The organism is Mesorhizobium oxytropidicola (genome assembly GCF_056174625.1).
Window position 1 is genome coordinate 281,536 of sequence record NZ_JBWBWK010000002.1, and the last position, 18,460, is coordinate 299,995.

Below are 18,460 nucleotides of genomic sequence, written 5' to 3' on the forward strand. Positions count from 1 at the left end.
TATCATCGAGCGCTTTGGCTTTCAGTTGGCGGCAACGCCGATATTGCGCGGTTTCCGTGACGTTCCAATATTGGTTCCAGTCGGAGCTTGATCGATCCGGCGGGCTGAATCGTGAAGTCGGAGGCGAGGTCCTGATAAGACAGAACAGCAAGATCGATCCCGTGTCGGCTTAGAAAACCGCGGACGAAACGTCGGACATCCATTGAAGTCAATACGACAGGGAGGGTCTGACCCGGTGCTGCGCTGGAAAGGATCTGACGCATCTGTGACAGCAGCGCTTCGCTTTGCCGATCCTCTAACACGAGATATGGGCCTGCAGCCGAATCCCGAACGGCGCTGCGCATGAAATCCTCAGTCTCACGTTCGATAACGAAGGCGGGCACGATTCCGTGTGTGGCATAGCGGTGACAGATCTGCCGCTTCATGCCAGAACGAACGTATTCCGTGAGCAGTGCGACGTTTTGCTCACGTTCGCTCCATTCGGCCAATGCCTCCAAGACGAGTCGGGTATTGCGGATGGGGATACCTTCATCCAGCAGGCGGCGCAGCACATCGGCAATCCGAGGGATCGGCGTGGTGCGCAGCACCTCCTTCACCAGATCAGCGTATTCCTGCTCCATGCGACCCAGCAAATGGCGGGTTTCTTGGATGCCCACCAAGCGCGGTGCATAGCGGGTCAAGGTCGCATGGATACGCAACGCGAGGCGTTCGCTGGGACGGTGATGCCCGATGCCGGCGGCATTGAGAGCCGGCGCATGGCTTTGTTCGACCCAGATTTTGTCCATTTCTGGATCATGCCGAAATGGGATGCCGCTCGATTCAATGCTCGCCAGATCGTCGGTGAGGGTGAGCTGTGTCGGATTAATCAAATCCTGTTCGACTGGCACGCCCTCGACATCTATCCTGAATTGCGACTCGGGCAGCTGCTGGTCGACCGCGACCGGGATGCGCGGAACGACAATGCCGAGATCGGCTGAGACTAGTTGCGATACGCGTGCAATGTGCTGTTGCAATTCAACTTGGTCGATCGCATGCGTAAGGCTCGGCGCAAGGAAGAAGGCGATCGGACATGCCTCTGCAGGGACGGTTTCCTTCTCTACTGGCGCTGCAGTTGCAGCATCGACCTTGCCGGCGCCCGGCACATCACCCTTGACAATGCTTGCCACGGCGAAGACTGCGGCCAAGATCAGAAAGACGGGCAGGGGGAAACCAGGAACGAACCCCATCACAACCAAGACGCAGGCCGCCAGCCGCAATGCTCGCTTACTGGCGGTGAGTTGCTTGACTATGTCCGTACCAAGGTTGGAACTTGCAGCCCCAGTTACGCGAGTGACGATGGTCGCCGCCGTAATTGAGAGCAGCAGGGCCGGAATCTGCGAGATCAACGCATCACCTATCGTCAGCAGAGTATAGTGATGCAGCACCTCGCCGAACGACATGCCCTTCGAGAGCAGGCCGATCGAAATCCCACCCAGCATGTTGATGAAGATAACCACCAGCCCGGCAATGGCGTCGCCCTTCACAAATTTCATCGCGCCATCCATCGCGCCATAAAGTTGGCTTTCCCTCTCCAATGTGGCGCGCCGCCTGCGCGATTCGTTGGCATCGATGTGGCCGTTGCGTAACTCTGCGTCGACCGCCATTTGCTTGCCCGGCAGAGCGTCGAGCGTGAAGCGCGCCGCCACTTCTGCGACACGTTCGGCGCCCTTCGCGAGGACCATGAATTGCACCATGGTCACGACCAGAAATATGACAAAACCTACGACGATATTGCCTGAGATTACGAAATCGCCGAAGGTGTGGATGATGCTACCTGCCTCCCCCTCGGCCAGGATCAGTCGCGTCGTTGCGATGGTGAGCGCCAGACGGAATACCGTGGATATCAAAATGACGCCGGGCAACGACGAAAAATCGAGTGGCGTGCTGACATACAGGGCGACCAATAGCAGCAGTATGGCCAATCCCATATTGAATCCGATCAGCGTGTCGATCACCATGATCGGGATTGGCATGACCATCATAGCTACGGCTAGAAGCAGCATCAACGCGACCATTAAGTCCGGGTTGGCCGGCGCACGCTCGATGAAGTTACGCAAAACGTTGGCCATCCGAGGCCCCTCTATGATGGTTTGAGAATTGCTCTGCTGCTACGCAGCTTTCGAAGACCCATCAGAGGGCATCGCTTGCGCTTGAGAACGAGAGGCAGGCGCGAGGACGTGCTTGCCAGGAGGTACCCAGTCTGTCCAGAACCGTAAGGGCCTCACCGCTGATGACCTTCGAGATGAACGCATACGCGAAAAGCCGCAGCAGCTGTATATCCCGAAAACTACCGTGGGCAGCGAGCCGCAACCGGAGCAGCTAGCCTTTGATCAAGCTGCTCCGGTTCTGCCGGAGCAGCACAATTCGCCGTAACTCGTCCCGCGGGACGACGATGCCTTCACGCACCGCACGATAGCGAGGCGACAGGATAGATGGGGCAGCTTGACCATGGCGTTCTCCTTAATATGGCCTGCGAACTTGGAAATCATTAAAACGAGAGAGCAGCAAGGCGGCCATTTCGGCTGAGCAGCACACGACGGTCCTCGATCCGATCGACCATCCACCCATCATCCAAAATGGCGCCGACAAAATACTTCTCACCAGCGATTACGACATACGGCAGGGGCCCGCGCCAAACAGCTTCAACGGCGATTGCGGATGGCGCCTTCTCCTCTTTGATGACCACTCCATTGACCAGTGTTAGAGCGCCCTTCGTGCGATGATCGAACCACTGCTGAACCTTCTGCCAACCGATGACCGATGCAGACGTGACGGTCCCTTCAGCGGTCACAACACCCTTGGCGGAGCCGATCTTAATATTGAGCAGGCCCGCTTTGTCGACTTCCTGTTGCAGGTCTTTGGCCGCTGCCACGTTAGTCTGATCGTCAGCGCGGTTATTGCTCAGCTTGGACTCAAGGTCGGCACCAGGTGAATTGGCGCTCGATGCCCCAGCGTTGCCGTAGTAGGAGAAAATGGCCGAGAGCGCGCCGATCCCGAGAGAGCCGAGTAACACCAAGGCAAGCACGGAGATGGAAAGACGTGGTATGCCGATCCCACTGGCTGGCGCAGCATCCTGCACTGACCAGAGAATGGACATCGCGCCTGCATGAATGACGACCGGAAGGGGCACCACAACGCACTCCCCTGCCGCAATATTCCTGTTGTCTTCCATCCTGAGGCCGGCTGCAAGCGCCTCGACCTCGATCGAATTGCCAAGAAGAGTCATACGAAAATGATGCGGCGCGAGTCCTTGCTCGACGAAGATTATATCCGCATCGAGGCCACTGCCGATCAAGCCCGTTTCTAGAGCCGCCTTACCGGTCAGTCCGCAATAGAGCCCCGACAGAACTTCGAAATGAAGGGAAACGGCGTCATTCAAGGATGATCTCCCGAACAAGAAGATAAGCCGCACGGCAATTGCCATGCGGCTTATCTTGGTTCCACATCGCGCCACTTGGGGACACGTTCGGGGCTACTCTAGAGCCCCGCTTCCGACACTACTGAACGCGCTCGTCGGCCGCCTTCTTGATTGTGTTGAGGTTGGTCGTAAGAGTGCGCAGCTGTATACTCCTAGCCGTAGCCTCCAAGCTAACCGCCGTTAGCTCCGCGAGTTGCGCCTGGAACGCGGTAGCCCCAGCAGCTTTGGTAGCTACGTCTACAGCACCTGAGGCGGCAGTACCAGCCGCACTAGTAGCAGTACCTACTTTACTCATGTTGTTTTCCTTTCTGTTCAAACTGTGCCGTCACCAACAGCACGCACGTCCTGACGCGGACCATCCAACGTCAGGCATCCTCTTCAGTTTCTGCCATAGCATCCTCCGCTTCATCCATGGCATCGCTCGCAATTTGCAGCGCAATCGCACGAAGAGTGCTTTCGAACTCGCTTTGAACTGCAGCTTGGTCAGAAATGGTTGGACGATCCGCCGGTTCGCTCCCGCCAACCGGCCTGTTCTGAGCAGAAGACCCGGAGGATCCTTGATGCGGCTGTCCATTCGAATGTCCATGGCCCTTTTGGGCCAAGGAAACACCGATGTTGCCACCTCCACTACCAATTGCTGCGACCATCAGTTACTCCGGCATCTGTTTCCATTGGCGGCGACGCGTAACAAGCTCAATCTCCTCAAGCTATGAGCGTGAGCTTTCGAGAAGCTGACGAGTCTCAACAAAATGCCGCGCTACCGCAAAATAAATGGTCGTGCACGATCTGGCCTTCGTGCGCGGCAAGGTCATGATGTGGACAGTCGGTTCTAGCGCGGCAGTTGTAGTGACGCGAATGATGTCGCCTTAAGAACGCGCAAAGAAAGCCAGGACATGTCAGGCCGTGACTGAGCGCCCACCGTCGGTGCGGTCCTCTTCACAGGTGACGCCGGTTGCCGCCTGCCATCAGCTGTGCTGTGGCCGTACTCCTGCTCTCCGCTCCCTCTTAGTCACCGATTGCACGCACGCGACGCCTGTTTGTGCCAATATTAAACGTCTGCGATCCGTGCGTCGGCCGCCCAACCTACGGTGCTACTGCGTGCGCATCACCTGGATATCCATTCGGTCGTCCTACGCTTCCGGCGCGTCAGGCTGCGCCACTGCGCTATCAATAGCCGCTGCCGGTCAGTGACCCGCCGGCCTGAGCGCGTTTGTGCTCCCCGCCTTCGATGCGAAGTTTTTTCAGCGGGCCACCAAAGCAGCTTCGGGGAACTAAACGCGGTGTCCACTGGATCATTGCCATCCTTCTTGCGCGAGAGCGTTGACATCAAGCAGGGCGCCACGCCGGAATCGACGTGGCACGAAGAGAAGCGGCGGTTGCGTTCATTTGGGCCAGGCAGCGCTCGACGACCAAGCGTCTGAGGATCACCGACAACGCTGAACGTATCTCCCCTGAATCGGAGCTAGACCATGACTGGTATTGGCCGAACCGGGAAATCGCCCATTTGGGAACCTGCAGCCGACCGCATCAGGGGAGGGCACGGCTCTCGCGCTGATCTTGTGAGGAGGCGCTGGGGTAGACGCACGTTCATGGGTTGTGGCGGGCTGTCGAGCAAGACTGATATGTTCTCGACGGGAACGTCCAGGATCGCCGCAGTACCAAGGGCGCTAGGCGCCTGCTCATCGTCTGCTGAAGAACAGGCCTGGCACCAACGCGCATCATTACCGACAACTGCGTTCCTACAGAGCGACGAAACGGCAGGTCATCCCGGATGTCGAGCACCGCGCGCACAGGGGCCCTAACATTGGGCCAAGAATTCCCACGAGCCGCTGCGAAAGCGCACGAGCAAGGCTTCCGTTCGCTGGAAAACCTGCAGCACTTCTTCGATCTTCTCGACCTTCCGTAATCTGTTCGCGCAGCCGGCTCAAAGCGCTCCATCGCGTCAACGCTATCGCGGAATGGAAGTTATGGCCCGAGCCCTCGCCTGACATTTCCGTCGCGCTCCCTTCACGTCCAACTAAGATACCCCAATCGCTAACGCATGAGCCAGGTCGGTTTTTGCGTCCCGAGGAGCCCTTCGTCAGCTAATCGTCAGCTAGGCGGTCTAGACCTGCCACGCCAAGCCAGCCTGAACTCAATGCGAAACATAGGAGTGCGAATCGTCATGTATGGTCAATTGGTGGCTCGTCCGATGTGCACTACCCCCACTTTGGCTAAGCTGACCTTGGTAACCGCCCGGCGATCGGACGCAGAAGCCAAAGGTTTGCAGACATGGCTGCCCGGATGCGCTTAGCCGGAGCAGGTTCCAGCGGCAGCTCATTTTCGGCGTAAGTGGGCGAACAACCGTGCCGGTGAAGGCAGCAAGCAAGCCCACACTAGTCTCTGCTGAGGACAAAGAGCAGTGGTACAGGGCGCACCAAGCTCCCGCAGGTCAGGGGCCAGATCCACTACGGCTGAGCGACATCAGACCCAACACAATGGGCGCATTCTTGCCAATATCGGAGACATAATATGACGGGCATTGGTCGATCTGGCAGATCGCGCATAGGGAATGCTGGAGCCGACAGCACGTTGGGGGCGAGCAGTTCGCGCTCGCAATCCAGTGTTGCTCCTGGGGAAGGCAGTCAATTGTTCGGATCCGTTGTCGAGCGGATCCGCTCTGGGGCTCAAGATAGAGGGACATCCTCCGCGCGCGGTGCCGATGATGCCCTGGGCGACGGGTCTTCCGGCCACTCCGTTGGCGAACATCGAACCCTGACTGCTGCGCCACGTGAAGCCGCTGCGCCACCTGCAGCGATTGCGCGGCAACGCGATTTTCCCTCAGTCTCGGAGGGCGGAGCCACGGCGTCCGAGGGCGGAGCTACGGCGCCGGTCGCCAGCCAGCCTGCAAGTTCGAGTGTGGCAGTTCCCATTTCTTTGACAGGCGAAGAAATCAACGCGGCAAAGCTACGAATGCTCGGCCTGCTTAACGAGCTTGACGGTTGCCGTGATGCGGCCCTGCGCGGACACAACTCGTGGGAGGAGGCGCAAGATCAGATGGATCGGCTCATCAATGCAGGCTCGACAGTTCTGAACTACTACGCAAGCCTGCCCCGGCAGTGGCGCGTAGCATTCTGTCCGACGATCGGGCGCGTGAATTCCGCGACGAAACGCTCAATCGGGCGAAGCACTGCAACATGTTGGCCACCAATATACTCTACGCCTTGCGCGAAAAAGGGAGGCTGCGGACGCGGTACTCCACAAGTTGCGCGCATCCAACACTCCCCGCGACCCGCTGAGCCGAGCAGTTTCCAGTGTGGCGAAGCACTATGTGGCCCTCATGGAGTGGTGGGAAAAGAAGCTGCGGCGCTGCGAACGGATGCGGTCCGTCTGCGCCGCCACTGCCAACTTACCGAGCGCAACGGCCGAGATGCGAGAGGGCGAACAGGCCGCACTGCGCCTGCACACCGGCTGGGCAGCGAATTTGAAGGTCATGGTGCTGCAATCGCGGGTCGCTCTCGCGCAGCTCAAGATTGAGCCGCTGGCGAGCACATTCGAAGCAGCCGTGAGGGAAATCCTCATAGGTGAGGACCGGAAGGTGCGTCTGCTGGGGACCTTCGTCAGCGACGTTGTTCCGGCATTCCACTCGACCCGCGACGCTGTGATGTCCAGCGAAGGGCGCCCACTCGACGCAGAGCACTGCGCCGTGCTGGAAGGAGTCATGGAGCGGCTTTCGGAATTTGGATTGGCGTTGCACGACATGCTTGCCAAGTTAGGCGATGACCGAACAGGTGCCGGCCTCCCATTGGAACTGTTGGGCCAGATCGTGGACGATGCATGGATCACTGCGCACGAGGTCATGCACTTCCTGGAACTGCAGCCGAAGTCGCCAGCCATCATTGCATCGCCGGCAGCCGCTGGTGCTGCAAAACCGGCCGGCACTGCCGGCACGGCTACAATCGCCGAAACCTTGGCACAACAACTGCAGACCAAAGCCATCATTGCACCGCCGGCCGACGCTCGCGCTGCGATACCGGCCGACACTGCCAGCGAGGCTGCAGGGGCCCAAGGCACCGCAGTGGGCAAGAAACGGAAAGCGAACGGGAAAGGGAAAGACAAGCAGGCCGCCGGTGCTAGCTCTTCGGCCGCCGGCCAGCCGAAGCCGCAAGTCGCTGCAAACGACGGCGACCCGGCGCCAGCAGCCAAGGTTCTCGTGCTTTCCGATCTAGGTACGAAAAAGCTCGTGAGTGCGGAGGAGGCGCCGGATGCGAGTGCGTCGTCGGCGGCGGCACGCTTGGCGATCTGGCAGGCCCCGGCTTCGGAGCAGATGCTGGCACGGTTGGCCGAACTCCTGAAGTTCGATCTGGCTGGTCAGCAAAAGGCCGTCTCGCAAGCGCGCCAGATGAAACCCGAGAACGCCGAACACGTCGTGGACACCGTGGTCGAGCGTCTGCAGACCCAGGCCGCCGAGATGCAGGCCTGTCTGGCCGCGTTTAAGCAGCATGATAGTCTCCTCCGACTCTCGCCTTCGCAAGTACCCAAAGTGCACGAAGACACACAACAGCTCAAGAGAATGCTGGGCCAGGCGCAGGGACTGGCCAAGGCTTTGAAAGAGCAAAAGGCCACGATTACGATCGAATGCATGAAGACCTACGCATTTCCGTCGCAGAAGTACCTTGAACACTTGCGGCAGGCCAAGGAGTTGACGCCTGCGGATCCACCGGAGCCGTTGAGGGGGGAGCCAGGGACGCTGTTCGAGATCCGGCTGCAGCCCAAGGCGCTGCGCAATGGTGCAATGCCGAAACCGATGTGGGTGCACATCCATACGAAGGAGTCGGTACATGCGGGGCAGTTGGCGACGCTGAATGACGCCGACTTCGTCGCTTGCCACGTCAAATCCAATGAACAGCGCGGCCACAATCGCCAGTGGCAGGACGCCCGGGCTGCGATCGGTCACGAGAACGTCGTAATCCACCGCGGCAAGCTCACCCCTGCGTTCTGCAAGTCCCTGTTGACCGGAGGGCTCAGCGGCTACCCACGCCATCCGCTTGCCGCGGTGGAGCACCGGTCGACACCGGCTGCTCGACACGCGATATAGTCGGGGGCTCGCAGTAAAGTGCCGCTTGTGGTGACACCATGAGTCATACCTCCGAAATCTGGAGGCCAGAGGGTCGTTGGTCCAGATGCTGGCAGTTGAGCCTCTCTGGTCTTGAGCCAAACAGCGTATGCCGCGAACTGCACGGGTTGCCGGCCCCGCACCTCAACTATCGCAAAGAGGGCGAGCGGCGCTGGTGCGCGGAACACTCCGGCCAAAACTTGCCTGAAGCGGACGCCCGATTTGAGCTGTCGCGTCGAAGGAATTGCAGATGACGCTTCATGACATTGCGCTCGACGACAAATTCGACCTTTCCAAGGAGCGCATCTTCCTGTCGGGCGCGCAGGCGGTCGTGCGTATGCTCCTCATGCAGCGCGAGCGCGATCGCCGCGCGGGGCTTAACACCGCCGGCTTCGTTTCGGGCTATCGCGGCTCGCCGCTCGGCGGTCTCGACCTCCAGCTCTGGAAAGCCAAACGGCAGCTTGCCGACGCCAGCATCGTTTTCCAGCCCGGGCTGAACGAGGAACTGGCCGCTACGGCCTGCTGGGGTACGCAGCAGACGGAACTGCTCGGCGAAGGCAAATATGACGGCGTTTTTTCGATCTGGTACGGCAAGGGTCCGGGCGTCGACCGCTCCGGCGACGTTTTTCGCCACGCCAATCTCGCCGGATCGTCCAGGTATGGCGGTGTGCTCGCCCTGATGGGCGACGACCACATGGCGGAATCATCCAGCAACGCGCACGCCACCGAGTTCGTGTTCGTCGATACCATGATCCCAATCCTCAATCCGGCGGGCGTGCAGGAACTGATCGAATACGGCCTTTACGGCTACGCCATGTCGCGCTTCGCCGGCACCTGGGCGGCGATCAAATGCGTCAAGGACAATATCGAATCGACGGCTTCGGTGGATGCGTCGCTCGACCGGCTGAACATCATCATCCCCGAGTTCGACATGCCGCCCAGCGGTTTGAATATCCGCCACGAGCTCGACCAGCTCGGCCAGGAAGCGCGTCTGCACGAACACAAGCGTGCCGCAGCGGCGGCCTTCATCAAGGCCAATGATCTCAATCGAATCGTCTATTCGGGCGGCCGAAATCCGAAGATCGGCATCATCACCATCGGCAAGAGCTATCTTGACGTACGCCAGGCGCTGGAGGATATCGGCGTCGACGAAGCCCGCGCCAACCAGCTCGGCGTGCGGGTGTTCAAGATAGGCTGCCCGTGGCCGCTCGACTTCGAGCACATTGCGGATTTCGTGCGTGGCCTGGAGAAGGTGATCGTCGTCGAGGAGAAGCGCTCGCTGATCGAAGTCCAGCTGCGCGAGAGCCTCTACAACACGGCCATGCAACCCATGGTGATTGGCAAGAAGGACGAGCGCGGCGGCTGGCTTTTCCCGGCCAAGGGTTCCCTCGACCCTAATGATATCGCGATCGCGCTCGGCGAGCGCATCGTCGAGACGATCGGACCGTCGGAGGAGATTTCTGCACGGGTCGCTCGGCTAAAGCAGTTCCAGGCGATGCTTGCCGACAAGAAGGACATTGGCGCGCGCACGCCATTCTTCTGCTCCGGCTGCCCGCACAATTCCTCGACCAAAGTGCCGGAAGGCTCGATCGCCGCAGCCGGCATCGGCTGCCACTTCATGGCGCTGTGGATGGACCGCTCCACGGTCGGCTTCACCGCGATGGGCGGCGAGGGCGCGCAATGGGTCGGCCAGGCGCCGTTCTCGACGCGCGAGCACATCTTCCAGAACCTCGGCGACGGCACCTACAACCATTCCGGCACGCTGGCGATCCGCTTCGCGCTGTCGACCGAGGCCAACATCACCTACAAGATTCTCTACAACGACGCCGTCGCTATGACTGGTGGCCAGCCGCTCGAAGGCAATCTGACCGTCGACATGATCGCGAGCCAGGTGCACGCCGAGGGCGTCGAGCGCATCGCCATCGTCACCGACGAACCCGCAAGTATGCCGCCGCCGGGATAGGGTTTCCCGCCGGTTCCACCATCCACCATCGCGATGATCTCGACCTGGTGCAGCGGCAGTTGCGCGAGGTGAAGGGCGTGTCCGTGCTGCTTTATGACCAGACCTGCGCGGCCGAAAAGCGCCGCCGCCGCAAGCGCGGAACCTTTCCGGACCCCGACAAGCGCGTCATCATCAATGAGCTCGTCTGCGAAGGCTGCGGCGATTGCGGCGTCCAATCCAACTGCGCCTCGATCCAACCCGTCGAAACTGAGTTCGGCCGCAAGCGCCGCATTGACCAGTCGAGCTGCAATAAGGATTTCTCCTGCGTCAACGGCTTTTGCCCATCCTTCGTCACCGTGCATGGCGCGAAGATTCGCAAGGCCGAAGGCATGGCAGGAAAATCCGATCCGCTCGAAGGCGTGCTGGAGCCACAGCTTTTTGCGCTCAACGGCGACGGCTGGTCGTCGATCATCGACGGCGTCGGCGGCACCGGCGTCGTCACAGTCGGCGCCATCCTCGGCATGGCGGCGCATCTGGAGGGCAAGGGCTGCGGCATGATCGACATGGCGGGCCTGGCGCAGAAGGGCGGGGCGGTCTTTTCACATGTCCGCATCGCAAAAACCCCTGAGGATATCCACGCCATCCGCGTCTCGGCGGGCAAGGCGGACCTCGTTCTCGGCTGCGACCTGGTCGTGTCGGGCAACAAGAAGGTGCTGGCGGCGGTGCGCGAGGGCCATACGATCTTCGTCGCCAACACCGCCGAGATCATGCCGGGCGACTTCGCGCGCTCGGCCGATTTTTCGCTGCCCGTGGAGCAGTTGAAGGAGGCCATTCGCGAGGCTGCCGGCGAAAAGGCGCATTTCTTCGACGCCACGCGCACTGCGTCGGCGCTGTTCGGCAATTCGCTCGGGGCCAACATGTTCATGCTGGGCTTTGCCTACCAGCATGGCGGGCTGCCGCTGCCGGCGGAGGCGATCGAACGCGCCATCGAACTCAATGGCGAGTCGGTCGCCATGAATATCGCAGCTTTCCGCTGGGGACGGCGCGCGGCGCATCAGCCGGATTTCGTCAAAGGAATGCTCGGCCGGCCTGGCCAGGCGGCGGAGCCCGGTATCGCAAAGACGCTTGACGAGATCGTCGCGCGTCGAGTGGAGTTCCTGACCGCCTATCAGAACGCCGCCTATGCGAAGCGTTACGCCGATCGTGTCGCGGCCGTCCGCAATGCCGAGCAGGCAGTCTTGCCGGGCTCCGCCCCGGTCGCCGAGGCCGTGGCGAAAAACCTCTTCAAACTGATGGCTATCAAGGACGAGTATGAAGTCGCCCGCCTCTACACGGACGGATCGTTCCAGCGCCAACTGGCGGCGCAATTCCAAGAATACGACCGGCTGGAATTCCACCTCGCGCCCCCGATCATGGGACGGCGCGGCGCGGACGGAAAGCCAAAGAAATCAAGTTTCGGGCCGGGGATGATGAAGGCATTCAGCCTGCTTGCGTCGCTGAAGGGCCTGCGCGGATCAGCGCTCGATCTGTTCGGCTATTCCGCCGAGCGGCGGACGGAGCGCGGCCTGCTCGCAAGCTACGAGGCCGATGTCGACCGCATCGCCCGCATCCTGACGCCAGCGAAGTTAGAGGCGGCTGCTGCCTTGGCGTCAGTCCCGGCTCTCATTCGCGGCTACGGCCACGTCAAGCAGGCCAGCGTGGAAAAGGCTGCGGGAGAGCGGGCCCGGCTTCTGGCGCGCCTTGAAAGCGCAGAGGCGAAACCGGAGCCGGGACGGCGGAACAAGCCGCTTTCTGTGGCAAGTATATCCCTGTACAATCCGACCTTAACGTAAAGATTGCCCTGGTACGCTTATGGTCCTCTTTTAGGCGATTGTGGCAAAGCTTGGCTCCCGGCGAGCTCGAACAATTTGCGCGCGCATGCGCCCTGCTTCGAGTAGCGGCGGGGCGTAGCGTTCGCCATAGCCGCCATAGGCGTCGGCCTGCAGGATCGCGGACCAGGTGCCAAGATGGGCCCGTGGATGTTCGGCACGCCGGTAGCGCGAATAATGAAACAGCCCGGCGGGCGGATCGACACCGCCGAACGCGGACATAGACCCGCAGCCTGCCAGTATCGGTCTTGCCCTTGGCGAGGACCGGCACGTTTGTATCGCCGCCGTGCCATCGGTCGGCGAGGAGGACATGAGGCTCGATCGACGATGGATGGGCACGAACGCGAATGTGGCCGCGCCAACCTGGTCGGCGAGCGTCGGCAGGCTCAGCGGCACTCCTTCACGCGCAAAACACCCGGTCCTGGCGGTCTAATGGCTAAGGCCTCTCAAGTCGCCGCGATCGAGGTCGATCCGGTGATACGCCCTCCTGCATCCGTCTGCCCGGTGACACTACGCGTGCAGGGATATCGGACGAGCTACCAATTCGACCATACGAGGCGGTCGCCTACTAGGCCGGCTTCGGCTAAAAGGCGAAAGCCTTCGCGAGGATTGCCGCATCCTTGGGCTCAAGCCCATCCGCATCAAACTTATACCAAGTTTCACTGAGGCTGACTCTAGAGGGGTTGCCAGCAGCGGCTTGAATTGATTCAACATGGCAACCGGACCGGAGTTCGCCATGCCCATCGCGCTTCGCACAGATTTTGACGCCGCCACGGTGAGAGCAGCCGCGCGTAGATCAAAGGCTGGAGCACAGGCTCGGCGTCTGCTCGCGTTGGCGGCGATCTATGAGGGTGCGAGCCGGACGGAGGCAGCGCGGATCGGCGGAGTAACGCTGCAGATCATCCGGGACTATAGCGCGACAATCTGGGAGAGAAGCGCGCGACAATCTGGATGAGAATCTGGTATCGCGGCGCTGGTGATGATCGCGGCATTGATTGTCGCGCGCAAGAGGTTTTATCGGTTTGATTGTCGCGGCGCGTCAATCAGGAGCGACGTTCGCGGGCGTCGCATATGACGGCGGCCTGCCTGGCCCTCGCTTTCGCTCCATGGCCTCGCGGCGCCTGTAGCTCTCGACATTCAGTTCGAAGATTGTCGCGTGGTGGACAAGGCGGTCGACCGCGGCGAGCGTCATGGCGGGATCCGGGAAAACTCCCCCCATTCGCCGAAGGGCTGGTTGGCGGTGATGAGCATGGAGCGCCGCTCGTAGCGGGCGCTGATGAGCTCGAACAGCACGCTGGTCTCGGCCTGGTCCTTGGTGACATAGGCAAGGTCGTCGAGAATCAGCAGGTGGAAGCGGTCGAGCCGATTGATGGCGGCTTCGAGACCGAGCTCCCGGCGCGCGACCTGAAGCTTCTGAACGAGATCGGTGGTGCGAGTGAACATGACCCGCCACCCGTTCTCGATGAGGGCGAGGCCGATGGCCGAGGCGAGATGACTCTTCCCGCCGCCGGGCGGGCCGAACAGAAGCAGGTTCGCTCCCTTCTCGAGCCAGCTGTCGCCGGCGGTGATCGCCATCACCTGCGCCTTTGAGATCATCGGCACCGCCTCGAACTCGAAAGCATCGAGGGTCTTTCCCGGCAACAGGCGGGCTTCGGCGAGATGCCGCTCGATGCGGCGTCGATCGCGTTCGGCCATCTCGTGCTCGGTGATCGCGGCGAGAAAGCGGGCGGCGGGCCAGCCTTCCTTGTCGGCCTGTTCGGCAAACAGCGGCCACATAACCTTGATGGCCGGCAGGCGCAGTTCGTTGAGGAGCAAGCTCACCCTGGCGGAATCGACAGCGGGGTTCGTCTTCATGCCGCATCTCCTGTCAGGTTGGGGCCAAGCAGGGCTTCATAGGCGTTGAGCGGAGCAAGACGCACGACGACACTCGGCAGCCGGGCGGGATCCGGCGCGAACCGTTCCCGCAAAGCAGCCATGTTGGGCAATCGCCGTGCCTGTAGCGAGGCGGTCAGTTGATCAGCCAGTTCGCTCTCGCAGCCGCGCTCGTGCGCCATTGCGAGAAGCTCGACCATGGTGCGGCAGGCCTGCCGCTCAGGCAGTCGCTCTATGAGCACGTCGAAGGTTCGCCGGTAGGCCTCGCGGGGGAAGAGCTGGTCACGATAGACGAGGTTGAGCAGCGCCATCGGCTTGCGGCGCAGCGAATGGATGACATGCCGATAATTGACGACCTGGTCGTGCTTGCCGTTTGAAGAGGCGCGCCCGCGCGGCAGCGTCATGAGCTGCGTGCCGCCGATGAAGATATCCAGCCGATCATCGAAAAGCCGCACTCTGAGGCGGTGGCCGATCAGGCGTGAGGGCACGGTGTAGAACACCTTGCGCAGCGTGAACCCGCCCGATGACGTGATGCGCACGGTGACCTCCTCGTAGTCGGAAGTGCGCCGGACGGGCAGTTCCTGGAGTTCGGCCCGCTCGACGTCGATGCGCTTGGAGTTGCGAGCATTCACGCGGCTGACGATCTCGTCGACAAAGCGACGATAGGCTGCCAGGTCGTCGAAATCGCTCGATCCCCGCATCAGCAGCGCGTCATTGATCGCCCGCTTGAGATGGCCGTGCGGGCCTTCGACGGAGCCGTTCTCATGCGCGATGCCGCGATTGTTGCGGGAAGGGGTCATGCCGTAGTGGCCGCACAGTTCGTCGTAGCGGCGCGTCAGGTCCTCCCGGGCGTCCTTATCCAGGTTGCGGAACGCCGCCGACAGGCTGTCGCTGCGATGCTCGCGGGGAGCTCCGCCGAGCGACCACAGCGCGTTCTGCAGGCCTTCCGCCAGAGCGACGAAACTCTCGCCGCCGAGCACGACATGCGCATGCTCGAAGCCGGAATAGGCGAGCCGGAAATGGTAGAGCCGGTGATCGAGTGGCTGGCCCACGATCGTGACGCCGGCGGCGGCCATGTCGGTGAAATCCGACAATCCCATGCGCCCGGGTACGTGAACCTGCCGGAAAATGACCTCCTGTTCCTCGCCATGGACGGCGCGCCAGGCTCGGACCCGGCGCTCGATCGTGCGGCGAATGCCGGCTCCAAGCTCGGGATGACGCCGGATCATCTCGTCGAAGATGGCGATCGCCCGAATGCCCGGAGCTGCCCTCAGCATGGGTACGACCTCGGCTTCGAAAATATCGGCGAGAGGGTCGGCACGGCGCCGTTGCCGCGGCGCCTTCTTCTGTGAGGGCAGTCTCGAATCCTTCTCGATGCGATAGGCCGTGGCGATACTGATCGACGCCTTCGCCGCCGCGACTGCCGTCGTATTGGTCTGCCGGAACTTCATGAAAAGCCTCATCTGGTGATCGGTTACATGGCGGCCGGGCACAAAGTGATTCCTCCAAATCGGAAAAACCACCGGCATACCCGGTCGACCGTGATCACCAGACGAACGCCCCCGATAAGGAGCGCGCCGCCGGCGGATTGAAACTCCGGTCGGGCTACGCCCTCCCTGCGTTCCAATCCGCCGGCATTCTCATCCTGATTGACGCTGCGCTCTCACGTTGATTGCCGCGCCGCACGGGACTGGGTAGTGAAGTTCAACGCGACCGGACCTGACGGATTGATCGACCGGAAGGCGCCAGGGCAGCCGTCGCTGCTGAATGCGACACATCGCGCGGCTCTGGTCGATGCGATCGAGAGGGGCCCGACACCGGCCGTTCACGGGGTCGTGCGCTGGCGGATCATCGACCTGGCGCAAATGCTCTGGGACGAATTCTCGCTGTCGGTTTCGAGGTCGACGCTGAGCCGCGAGCTGCGAGTGCTCGGCTACCGCAAGCTTTCAGCGCGGCCCAAGCATCATGCTCAGGATCCAGACGCGATCGAGGCCTTCAAAAAGGGGGCTTTGCCGCCGAGTTGGACAAGGTCAGAGCGTCCCTCCCGCGCGGCACGCCGATAGAAGTTTGGTTCCAGGACGAAGCCCGGATTGGGCAAAAGAACAAGATCACGAGGCGTTGGGCGAAGCGAGGAACGCGGCCATCCGCACCGCATGATCAACGCACCAAGTCCGCCTATATCTTCGGGGCGATATGCCCGCAGGAGGGCAAGGCTGCCGGCCTCGTTCTGCCACACTGCAATACCGACACCATGAACCTTCACCTGGCAGAGATCTCACTGACCGTCGCGCCCGGCGCCCACGCCGTGCTGCTTATGGATCAGGCTGGTTGGCACCTGACGCCAAAGCTCGAACTGCCAACCAACATCTCCATCATGGTGCCGTCGCAGGAGTGGTTGGAATTGTGAGTTGGCGTAGTCTCCGGGGTGTCAAACCTCGAATCATCCGGCGTTAGAGCGCCGGACAGGAGACTACGCCATGACAAGGACTACCATGAATGCGGAAGCCGTTCATCCTGGGGATGAGGCGACGAGCTATCTTTTCGACAACTGGTTTGATCCGATCGAAGCTGGCCTGCGCGAGCGGGTGCGCGGCTTCATCGAGACGATGCTCGAGACCGAGCTGGACGCGGTGCTTGCCCGTCCCCGTTATGGCCGGCAGCCGGCGGCGCGCAGTGAGGAGACCACCGGTGTCGCCGGCCACCGCCACGGCAGCCGGACGCGCACGCTGACGGGGACCTTCGGCACCACCGAGATCACGGTTCCGCGGGCGCGCCTCGATGCCGGCAAGGACAAGACGGTGGAATGGAAGAGCAAGGCCTTGCGCGCCTATCAGCGGCGCACGATGGCCGCCGACGCGCTGATCGCGTCGAGCTACCTGGCGGGCACGAACACCAGGCGCGTGCGGCGTGCGCTCGCCGCGCTGTTCGGCGGCGCGATCGGCAAGGACGTCGTCAGCCGCACCTGGCGCAAGGTGAAGACGGACTGGGACGCCTGGAATGCCCGCTCTCTGGCCGACGAGCCGATGGTGCGCCTCATCCTCGACGGGACGGTGGTTCGTGTCAGGCTCGACCGCAAAGCGACCTCGATCTCGCTGCTCGTGGTCATCGGTGTGCGCGCGGACGGCCAGAAGATCCTGCTCGCGGTCAAGAATATGGGTGGCGAGACGACGGAGGCCTGGCGGGCCATTCTCGACGATCTCGTCGGGCGCGGCCTGCGCCGACCTGAGTTTCTCATCGTCGATGGCGCACCTGGCTTGGACAGGGCGATCGCCGCGCTGTGGACGGGGTGCCGGTGCAGAGATGCACGGTTCACAAGCACAGGAATCTGCTTGCCCATGCTCCCGAGCGGCTGCACGAGGAGATCAGCGCCGATTACACCGACATGATCTACGCGGCCACGCCGGAGGAGATCGAGAGCCGCCGCAAGGCGTTCCTGCGCAAATGGCGGCTCAAGTGCCGGGCGGTGGCCGACAGCCTGGAGGAGGCCGGCGAGCGTCTCTTCGCCTTCACCCGGCTGCCGCCGAGCCAATGGAAAAGCGCCAGAACAACAAACGCGATTGAGCGTCTGCATGAGGAGTTCAAGCGGCGCATCAAGACCCAGACCGTTCTGCCTTCGGCCGAAAACCGCGGCAATGTTGTTCTGGGCGTTGATGGCGTCCGGTCAAATCTCGATGCGAAAGATCGACGGCTGGCAGACGCTTCCTACGAAGCCACTCGATCAGCAGATTGACCTCGCCGCATGAGCCGTTAATCTTAACCTACCGGAGGCTGCTCCGCCGAATTCCAACACGACCCGCTACGGCACCTCCATCATCGCGATCCCCTCTAAATGCCCGGAGCTCAACCCGCAGGAAAACATCTGGCAATTCATGCGCGACAACTGGTTATCGAACCGGGTGTTCGGCTCCTACGACGAAATTGTCGATCACTGTTGCGACGCATGGAACAAGCTCGTCGAGCAACCATGGCGGATCATGTCTATCGGCCTGCGAGATTGGGCTCAGGAGTTCTGATCAGTGAATCTTGGTATTACACGCCAAGACCAACGCAAGGCCGGGCGCTTCATTAAGCGTGGTCTTGGGGAATAGGCCTATGCCGTCCCATGCCCGACTTCCCATGATCGCGCCGTCGAGCTGCCTGCCTGGCTTAATGGCTAGAATAGTGGAACAGACCGCAGCCTAATCCCACAACGCCAATCAGCAGACTCGGCCTCACCGAGGACAGCC

General features: G+C 61.5%; 5 protein-coding genes and 7 pseudogenes. 6 read left to right on the forward strand and 6 right to left on the reverse strand.

Annotated elements, in window-relative coordinates:
- Positions 1-2: 2 nt before the first annotated feature.
- From sctV to AC0V8S_RS36760, 3 genes are all read right to left on the reverse strand, one after another.
- A complete protein-coding gene (gene sctV, locus AC0V8S_RS36750; RefSeq protein WP_475439102.1) occupies positions 3-2,108 on the reverse strand; it encodes a type III secretion system export apparatus subunit SctV in 2,106 nt (701 codons plus the stop codon).
- Positions 2,109-2,527: 419 nt separating this feature from the next.
- Complete coding sequence (locus tag AC0V8S_RS36755; RefSeq protein WP_475439103.1) at positions 2,528-3,418, reverse strand: SctD/MshK family protein; 891 nt, start codon at positions 3,416-3,418, stop codon at positions 2,528-2,530.
- A gap of 404 nt (positions 3,419-3,822) precedes the next feature.
- Positions 3,823-4,104: a nodulation protein NopC gene (locus tag AC0V8S_RS36760; RefSeq protein ID WP_475439104.1), complete on the reverse strand. Its 282-nt coding sequence runs from the start codon at positions 4,102-4,104 to the stop codon at positions 3,823-3,825.
- 2,648 nt (positions 4,105-6,752) lie between these two features.
- Here AC0V8S_RS36760 and AC0V8S_RS36765 point away from each other — a divergent pair.
- Positions 6,753-8,534: a hypothetical protein gene (locus tag AC0V8S_RS36765; RefSeq protein WP_475439105.1), complete on the forward strand. Its 1,782-nt coding sequence runs from the start codon at positions 6,753-6,755 to the stop codon at positions 8,532-8,534.
- A gap of 268 nt (positions 8,535-8,802) precedes the next feature.
- Positions 8,803-12,326: pseudogene (locus AC0V8S_RS36770) on the forward strand (indolepyruvate ferredoxin oxidoreductase family protein).
- A 23-nt stretch (positions 12,327-12,349) separates the two neighbouring features.
- On the opposite strand, the pseudogene AC0V8S_RS36775 reads toward AC0V8S_RS36770, so the two are convergent.
- Positions 12,350-12,773: pseudogene (locus AC0V8S_RS36775) on the reverse strand (IS66 family transposase); the annotation flags it as partial.
- A 325-nt stretch (positions 12,774-13,098) separates the two neighbouring features.
- Here AC0V8S_RS36775 and AC0V8S_RS36780 point away from each other — a divergent pair.
- Positions 13,099-13,275: pseudogene (locus AC0V8S_RS36780) on the forward strand (IS630 family transposase); the annotation flags it as partial.
- Between the two features lie 126 nt (positions 13,276-13,401).
- Here AC0V8S_RS36780 and istB read toward each other — a convergent pair.
- Both istB and istA read right to left on the reverse strand, forming a co-directional pair.
- Positions 13,402-14,216 (reverse strand): annotated as a pseudogene (gene istB / locus AC0V8S_RS36785) (IS21-like element helper ATPase IstB).
- Complete coding sequence (gene istA, locus AC0V8S_RS36790) at positions 14,213-15,727, reverse strand: IS21 family transposase (protein ID WP_475437506.1); 1,515 nt, start codon at positions 15,725-15,727, stop codon at positions 14,213-14,215. The pseudogene istB and the gene istA overlap by 4 nt, the downstream one beginning before the upstream one ends.
- A 174-nt stretch (positions 15,728-15,901) precedes the next feature.
- On the opposite strand from istA, the pseudogene AC0V8S_RS36795 reads away from it, so the two are divergent.
- From AC0V8S_RS36795 to AC0V8S_RS36805, 3 pseudogenes are all read left to right on the forward strand, one after another.
- Positions 15,902-16,611: pseudogene (locus AC0V8S_RS36795) on the forward strand (IS630 family transposase); the annotation flags it as partial.
- Between the two features lie 115 nt (positions 16,612-16,726).
- Positions 16,727-17,977: pseudogene (locus AC0V8S_RS36800) on the forward strand (IS256 family transposase).
- Positions 17,978-18,061: 84 nt separating this feature from the next.
- Positions 18,062-18,247, forward strand: a pseudogene (locus tag AC0V8S_RS36805) (IS630 family transposase); the annotation flags it as partial.
- Positions 18,248-18,460: the final 213 nt, after the last annotated feature.

Bases quoted from the DNA above. Each gene is read 5' to 3' on its own strand.
- sctV (WP_475439102.1), bottom strand. From the start codon at position 2,108: ATGGCCAACGTTTTGCGTAACTTCATCGAGCGTGCGCCGGCCAACCCG.
- AC0V8S_RS36760 (WP_475439104.1), bottom strand. From the start codon at position 4,104: ATGGTCGCAGCAATTGGTAGTGGAGGTGGCAACATCGGTGTTTCCTTG.